Below are 7,122 nucleotides of genomic sequence, written 5' to 3' on the forward strand. Positions count from 1 at the left end.
GCGGCTGCTCTGCGACGTCTCGCCATTCCGTCATGCGGTCGCCCAACAGGCTGGCAATGAATAGATATGAAAGAACGGCAAGGCAGCAGGTACCGCACTTCCGGACATCACAGTAAAAATCCCCAACGTCATGCAGTCGACCCCGCAGACAATCATGAACGGTACCGAAGGAAAAACCCTCGACCCAGGAAAGAAGGGCGGTGAACGTCATGGGCTACATGCACGGCTGCGTTATGTCCCCGCCGGCCACAGTAATCCGAGGAAGACCGCCCGTGGGCGTCAAGCAGCGCCGCATTCCTTCGTGTGGGGCAAAAAATCATGTTGCACTCCCCCGAACCCACCATGAAGAAGCAGAACAACCACCAAAAGCCGAGCAGGAGGAACCTGGCCACCAATGAAAAAGGGCCCCCGAAGGGGCCCTTCACAACACAACATGTGCACACTCAGAGGCAAAAAAGCCCCTGAACAGGGAAAACACGTGCCCGAGATGGGACTCGAACTGCATTCTAGGCCTTGCACGCACCGGGAAGCGGCGAAAACATGCGGAATCCGAGGCAATCCGCAGGCTTTACCACCCAATCCGCAGCAGTAAGTGTTGACATTGTCAACACTTACTTTTTGTCTACATTCGTCCTAAATCTATCTCACTGCTGCCTCCCGGACCGTGCCCCAGACCCTTTTCGGTTCGGAGTGGTGACAAGAAACCCTGCAGGAAGCCAGAGGGCTACTTCGCGCCCGAGGCTCGATACGGCTACCACAACCCGAAGCAGACGGAACCGCCGGCACACCAGCAGCAGCCCACTGAGGACAAGGCTGCAGTTGGCCCCAGTGAATGTTTAGAACAGAGGTGGGTGCCACACACTAAGCAGACCCCCGAGGACTGCCTAGGCAGAATTGGACTGCTGCTGAACCGCCGCGTGTCGGGGCTTGAGGACTTTTGGACAGAAGGGAGTTAGCTCCGTTCTGCTCCAGTATTCATCGTATCGAGGGACGTCAAAAGGCCCCTTGCTAGCCGGTGCCTACGCGGAGGGCTGTACTGGGACCTCTTGGGCCAGCATTGTCTTCCCGGCTCCCGGAGGAGTGTGTTGGCGATCTCCGGCACCGCGATGGAGTCGCCGGCTCCGCAATGTCGCACTGAATCTGGCCGACCTGGAGTGGATCCTCGCACCGCCGCCTCCCCGGCCTTGCCGACGCACCGACCTCGCCAGGGACGCACGACCATGGCGATGGTTATCGCTGCCGCGATCTTCCTGCGCTGGATGCCCTATCACGCCTGGTTCGTCGGAACTCTCGCTGCAGGGGTCACCGCCCTAGCCATCAACGTCACGCGCAAGCGCCGCGTCCGGCGCGCCGGGAGGGGTATCTACCAGGAAAGCATGCCCCGGACCTCACCTCGACGGCGGCGGTCGCGGCCAGCGTCGTCATCCTCGGAATCTACACCGTCCTGTTCCTGCCATTCGAGCCATGACCTGCTCCCTACAACCAGCATGGGGCTGCTAAGACCTCCGGACGATCACCCACGGCCCGAAAGGTTATTCACGGGTCTGTGACTCGTGTCCGCAGACGCCGTGTGCGGTCGGGTTTGCGTGGTCATTGATCCGGGTTCGTTAAGACGATGTGTTGGCGACGTGGATCGTCCAGCGTGTTGCATTCGACCACTGACGCCATGAGAGAGATCACATTGCGGACGCGTTGTGAGTACCCGCGTGTGGCGCGGAGTCGCTGTCGCGTAGATGCTGCCGGGTTGGCTGGGCGGCTCAGCATGGTCCGATCGGTGGGGGTCTGCGCGCCGCGTGCCGGGAGACGGGCGACGCGGCTCAATGTGTCGGCGGTGGCGCGGAGCCGGATGATCTCCCCGTGCTGCGCGGCCAGACGGGCCAGGGCCTGGCCACGGAAGTCGCCGAGTTCTGCGATGGCCTGTTCCGCCTGTGTCAGACGGTCCCTGAGCTTGGCGTTCTCAGTCTTGAGTCGATCGACCTGCGCGATCTTCTTGTCGGGGGTGGTCCCGGTGTTCTGAAGTCGCTTGAGTCGGTCCTCGAACTGCACCACACCCGCACCGTGGATCCCGTACTGATGGACCCACAACCGGTCGGTGTTGCGTGGCTTATTTACGAGTGCCCAGACTGCGGCGAGATCGCCACGTCGCGCTAGACAGCGGCTGGTGAACCCCCAGGGACGTCCCCAGCCCGTTACATTCCAGTATGTATACCGGGGAGGACTGGCGCGGTCCCTGTAGCGGCGCGGGGCGCGCGATTAGTACCAGTACCGCCTTCCGGCAAGAGGGCGTCCGATTGCACCGAGCGCGAAAAGCACGAGGCCGATAACAGCCAGAATCCACCCAATAGTTATCAGGATTCCAATGTTGAAAATATAACCAAGGATTAGTAGAACAACACCGAGTGAGAGCACTTTAGTCCTTACCTTTCCAAATATTCGGACCAACCCTAAGTTGCAAGCCGGTTCCTTGCGCTCGTCTCATTCGTACCACACCGGGTTGTGGAGTGGAACAGGAACCTTGTACAGATGTCCGTCCCAGCACCGTCCTTTTTAGCGCGGCATACACGCCACCGCCAGGTTCACCTTCACCTCCGTCCGGTGCTGGCGAACAGCGCCCGCGCCGACCGGTAGGTGAACGGCTCGGCGGACGCATACTCCTCATCGATCGCGCACCGGTAGAACAGCGACAGGATGCTCATGTGCTGGCCCCACGTCGTCGCCGCGAACCTGCCCTTCACCGGTCCGGCCGCCCCATGCTCGGCATACCGGCTCAACCCGGCCTTCCATCTATTCACCACCGTCGCGGACCGCGGTGCAGCCGGACCGTCCTCGAACAGCAAGTCGTCATCGACCAGCACCGGCACCCCCTTCCGGGATCACCGGCCTGTACTCGAGATCCCCGGACTGCCAGCCTTGCGACGAGAAGAAACTCATAATCACGAGCTCTGACAATAGAAACACCACGCTACTGTCACGCAAAGCCCAAACACCGAGAGGCCGCCCACCTCAAAGGCTTATCGCAACAGGGGAACTAAGCGCAGACAATGCGCCGCAGACAGTGCGGGCTGATGTCCTTCTACGCCGGCTTTGCGGGCAATCCCGCTGAACCGTGCGGAATGCCTCTGACCGGTTCCAGGCTCGGAACCACATCAGCACCGCTGGTGCCCAGGTTGAAGTTCAGTGCCTAGACAGCAGGAGCCAGCACGGTGTCTCGACCTTCCGCACGCTTTCGGACGGAGGCCTGGATCGCTGTACCGGTAGGGGCCGACGGCATTCGCGACGTCGTAGACGGAACCTGATAACCCCGCAGTATCCTCGCAGGACAATCGGTTATAAGGTCGAAAACGTCGTCCAGCTCGACACCCCGGATCAAGTCCAGCTCAAGCGGGTACCCGTCCCATGAGTTCTTGGTCTTCGCATCCACCAAGGAATTTATGACCTGATTTTCGAACGCCCCGGGTCTTCCATCTCAATGCGCTTGCCTTCCGCATTCAGGATGACCCCCGCATAAAGATACGGGGCCTCGGTCTCTGCGTCATTGACGTTTATGTGGGCATGTATGGCGCCGGGAACGGCTTCGCGTAGTGCGGCCGCTATCTGTGGAACCAGTTCGTTTCGCAACTTGATATCAAAATCCGGATTTACCCCAGCCATGTCCCCACCCATTAGTAGTAGTCTCAGAGGGCTCATGAGCCCGATGCCAGCACTCCATCGCGCAGGGACCGGCAATTGATCTACCTGCGTGAGATGCTTGTGCGCCATAGCGCAATTGCCCTAGCATCTCGCCTGCTCCTGGTTCCGCAGCCTCCGGCCAACGACAAACCAGAGCGATGAGATCCTGTCTCCCGTACGATGAACAGCGTCTGATCACTCTGGTCTTTGTGGGAACTTTGAGCAATCCGGAATACCCGCAGCAGGAACAGCCGCGCGTCTTCGATACTTCATTCGGCTACAAGACCGATAAGCCTTCGAGGACTAATCCCGAAGGCGATAAGGACGGTCAGATGCTCCGGTTGGACCATGAGCTGCTGTGGTCCAAAAAGCTGCCCTCCGGAGATGTTTTCGCCCCGCGCATTTCATCAGCTGGGCCGAACGAGTACCGCACGAGCCGGCGATCCGATGTGGCTCTTCGTTGGGAATGGCAGTTCAGCCTGTACCACGGGGTTGCGTCGAAGGTATTGGTACACCGTTTCCCCGCTGGGGCCATTCTCGCGGGCGAGCTGGGATTTCGATGTGCCGGCCGCGGCGCGACTGGCCAACTCGGCGGCCAGTGCCGGGTCCAGAATTCACTTTCGCCCCTGTAGACACCGCTTGTTTTGCGCGGCTCGCAGGAGCCAGTAGATCTCCTTCTATCTATCTTGTGAGCATGACTTTGGACCAAGTGCTTCTCATAGTTGTGCCAATCGTGACAGGCGGTTTCGCCTTGGCCGGTAGCTGGTTCGGGTCACGGCTCGGGAGGAAAAACGAGCACGGGCAATGGGTGAGGAATCGGAGGCAGGCAGGCCCTGCGATTCGAACGAACGGCATTTACTGTATAACCGCCACTAGACAAAGCGGCCTATGTCAAGGGTGGCATCTTGAGAGTTCGGTCGCCGTTTCCCGCAGCCGGGTTCCCACCACGGCAATAGTCCAGACACCATCTGGACTATTGCCGTGGTGGGAGTGTCGTGGATTGTCCGGCCGATGTTCCAGTAGAGCTCGATCATCGCCGTGTTGACGACCCGCTGCGCCCGGTGCTGGGCGTCCCTGACGAGGCCTTTGAGGGCCTATCCCTGGCAATTTCAGCCCTTTCGGCTGCTGCCTCAGGGGGTTGCCGATGGGTAGAATCGCTGGATGCCCGTCACACGCAATGTCGCCTGGGACGAGGGGCTGGAATCCTTTAAGGGCCGGGACACAACGCACTACGTGACCACGGCGGCAGCCATCGCCACGACATGCGCTGCCTGCCGTCGGCCGCTGCAGCCCGACGAACCACTGTCCTTGAGCGTGGACATCGTCGAAAGCACCGCGCCGGACGGAACGGAATACGTCACGTTCACCGACTATGTGTTCCACCGGCAATGCAGCGAACCCGGCCTCACCGTCGGCAGGCCCCCTGGAAGCCGTCCGAGCTGATGCCCCGCGCGGCCCGGATCGTCCTGACCCAGGAAGCCGTCCCCGGCAGCCCCTGGACGGTTGTTGCCGCGCTGGCGTACACGTTGACCCCGGTCGTCTCCTTCCGTGAACCCGGCGGCTAACTGACGTCGGCGTTGGTGTCGATCCTGCTTTCGCACGGCTTCGAGCTGGCTATGAGCCCGGAGTACACCGACATCCTGCAACGGGCCGCGGAGGTGGAGGGCAGCTGCTGGTTGGCAGTGACCGGTGCCGTCCTCACCCTGATCATCGGCGGGGAACCCATCTACTCCGAACAGCTCAACCCGAGAAATCCCGACGATGCCCGGTGGCTGGAGGCGGCAGCAAATGGCTCCGCCCTGATTATTGCCGGTGACAACCTGGTCATCACCGACACCATGCTCGACGTGAGCGCAGCCGCGCACCTGGGCACGCTGGTCATCGGTTACGTCCCGATCCGTTCATGACAGTACGTACCCAAAGCCAACGGAAATTACACCCCTACATTGGGCGGATGTTCTCCGCCTGGGGACCCTTCGGACCCTGGGCTACCTCGAACTGAACTTTTTGGTTCTCTTCGAGGGAGCGGTAACCGCTGGAAGCGATCGCGGAGTAATGGGCAAAGACATCTGCGGACCCGTCGTCAGGGGCTATGAAACCGAAGCCCTTTTCGGAGTTGAACCATTTCACTGTGCCTGTTGCCATGCCCGCTGCCCCTTGGAACTTTTCATCTCGCCCGCGGGCTTTACGGCACCGGCGGCACGGAAGTGCTCTCCCGCTCGTCCCAAAACTACGGTTCCCCGCGTGCCGGCGCAAGAGCCAGCCCAGTTGAGGGAGTTTGAGACAGGCGGGCTGGGTGTCCACTGAGATGGGGGAAGCCAGTGGAGCTTCCGCCGTCGGCCTGTTTCGAACGGGACGCCGGAGGGCATTCCCGGCGGACGTGGCCTCTGGGCGGCAAAGTGAGACACCGCAGCACGCCAGCCGCAGCTCATCCCGGCGGTTCATTGAGGCTCTCGAGGCACCGTCAATAACGACCATTTCTGACTAGTCTTTTCGACTTGCCGGGATCGGTTGTGGAGTTTGCCGCTAAATGGCGGCATTCTGTGATCGCTTCATGTCGCACCGCTGGGCCGCGAGCTGTCTTGTATGGCATGGGATACGAGACGTCTCACGGCCGGGAGCAGTCGCCTTTGCGGAATGAGCATGGACCTTACCAACGTCTAGCCTTTTTGGAAGCCGAATCAGGGTCCCTTTCCCTTGTTTCGAGATGATCCAGGCGCGTATGCTCATTACAGGCCTGCGAGACGGGCGAGGGAGCCGAAAGGCTGAGAGGTCAGAAGGTCGAGAGATTGACTGGCGACCCCAATCACCTGATCCGGACAATACCGGCGAAGGGAAATCGCCTCGCAGGTCTCGTCATGCCCTCAGCAGGCTGGGGACTTTCTGATGTTCTTCGAGCCTGCCGGCACTCGACTTTGGCTCCCGGCATCTAACATGAAATGGGCTCTCGGACCGGGCGTGAAATTGAGCGCTAACGCCTGAATGTCAGGTTGGGTTCGCCCGTAGGCTACGTCGTTTTTTGAAGTCGTGGACTATCGCGCCCGGCCTCGCGGGAGGCGTTTACTGAGGAACCAATAAGCTGCTGCGCCCATGATTATGAAGCCGAAGACACCGAGGATGATCAGCTGGGTCATGATCCCGACGATTATCAGCAGCACGCCGGCTAACGCGGTCAGGCCAGATCCGCGGCACGGCATCCAGTGCCAGCGCGGTGATCGGCCGCGCCGCCAGCGCTTCAACAAGCTCTGGGCGCAGCCCCGGGCTGAGTGTTCCGATCAGCGTGGCGCCGTGGGTGAGGCGACTGATCTCGTCGGCAGTGGGAGCGTTGATCTTCAGCACCACTTCAACCCCACGCCTCGTCGGCGCCCGCAATCATTGCGCCGGCCGCGGCGTAGGCGTCGTCGGGGAAGGACGATGACTCCCCCGCACCTTTCTCGACTACGATGTCGTAGC

Annotated in this window: 9 protein-coding genes, 1 pseudogene and 1 riboswitch; of the genes and pseudogenes, 4 read left to right on the forward strand and 6 right to left on the reverse strand. The window is 60.8% G+C overall.

The window, feature by feature from the left end; translation table 11 throughout:
- Positions 1–1,590: 1,590 nt before the first annotated feature.
- Positions 1,591–2,085: a hypothetical protein gene (locus tag J7E80_RS16750; RefSeq protein ID WP_215053368.1), complete on the reverse strand. Its 495-nt coding sequence runs from the start codon at positions 2,083–2,085 to the stop codon at positions 1,591–1,593.
- Between the two features lie 497 nt (positions 2,086–2,582).
- Positions 2,583–2,855 (reverse strand): hypothetical protein, encoded by a 273-nt coding sequence (locus J7E80_RS16755; protein ID WP_215053369.1) that lies wholly within the window; start codon positions 2,853–2,855, stop codon positions 2,583–2,585.
- A 1,032-nt stretch (positions 2,856–3,887) separates the two neighbouring features.
- Here J7E80_RS16755 and J7E80_RS24690 point away from each other — a divergent pair.
- The 4 genes from J7E80_RS24690 to J7E80_RS16775 all read left to right on the forward strand — a co-directional run bounded on the left by J7E80_RS24690 (position 3,888) and on the right by J7E80_RS16775 (position 5,576).
- On the forward strand, positions 3,888–4,301 hold the full coding sequence (locus J7E80_RS24690) for a DUF6994 family protein (RefSeq protein WP_215053370.1): 414 nt from the start codon (positions 3,888–3,890) through the stop codon (positions 4,299–4,301).
- A 529-nt stretch (positions 4,302–4,830) separates the two neighbouring features.
- The gene (locus J7E80_RS16770; RefSeq protein ID WP_215053371.1) at positions 4,831–5,112 is read left to right on the forward strand and encodes a hypothetical protein; all 282 of its coding nucleotides are present in this window, start codon (positions 4,831–4,833) and stop codon (positions 5,110–5,112) included.
- Positions 5,112–5,234 (forward strand): hypothetical protein, encoded by a 123-nt coding sequence (locus J7E80_RS24340; RefSeq protein ID WP_285291866.1) that lies wholly within the window; start codon positions 5,112–5,114, stop codon positions 5,232–5,234. Before J7E80_RS16770 ends, J7E80_RS24340 begins: the two co-directional genes overlap by 1 nt.
- Positions 5,235–5,249: 15 nt before the next feature.
- On the forward strand, positions 5,250–5,576 hold the full coding sequence (locus J7E80_RS16775; protein WP_215053372.1) for a hypothetical protein: 327 nt from the start codon (positions 5,250–5,252) through the stop codon (positions 5,574–5,576).
- 34 nt (positions 5,577–5,610) lie between these two features.
- On the opposite strand, the gene J7E80_RS16780 is transcribed toward J7E80_RS16775, so the two are convergent.
- The 4 genes and pseudogenes from J7E80_RS16780 to J7E80_RS24440 all read right to left on the reverse strand — a co-directional run bounded on the left by J7E80_RS16780 (position 5,611) and on the right by J7E80_RS24440 (position 7,114).
- On the reverse strand, positions 5,611–5,814 hold the full coding sequence (locus J7E80_RS16780; protein WP_214838723.1) for a cold-shock protein: 204 nt from the start codon (positions 5,812–5,814) through the stop codon (positions 5,611–5,613).
- Between the two features lie 595 nt (positions 5,815–6,409).
- Positions 6,410–6,523, forward strand: a riboswitch (TPP riboswitch).
- 178 nt (positions 6,524–6,701) lie between these two features.
- Positions 6,702–6,866, reverse strand: a complete 165-nt coding sequence (locus J7E80_RS16785) for a DUF3040 domain-containing protein (protein WP_215053373.1) — start codon at positions 6,864–6,866, stop codon at positions 6,702–6,704.
- A gap of 43 nt (positions 6,867–6,909) precedes the next feature.
- A pseudogene (locus J7E80_RS24435) lies at positions 6,910–7,011 on the reverse strand (hypothetical protein); the annotation flags it as partial.
- Position 7,012: 1 nt separating this feature from the next.
- On the reverse strand, positions 7,013–7,114 hold the full coding sequence (locus J7E80_RS24440; protein WP_311380864.1) for a hypothetical protein: 102 nt from the start codon (positions 7,112–7,114) through the stop codon (positions 7,013–7,015).
- Between the last annotated feature and the right edge of the window lie 8 nt (positions 7,115–7,122).

The sequence above is a fragment of the Arthrobacter sp. ISL-28 genome (assembly GCF_018613875.1).
In the GTDB taxonomy this organism is placed as follows: domain Bacteria; phylum Actinomycetota; class Actinomycetes; order Actinomycetales; family Micrococcaceae; genus Arthrobacter.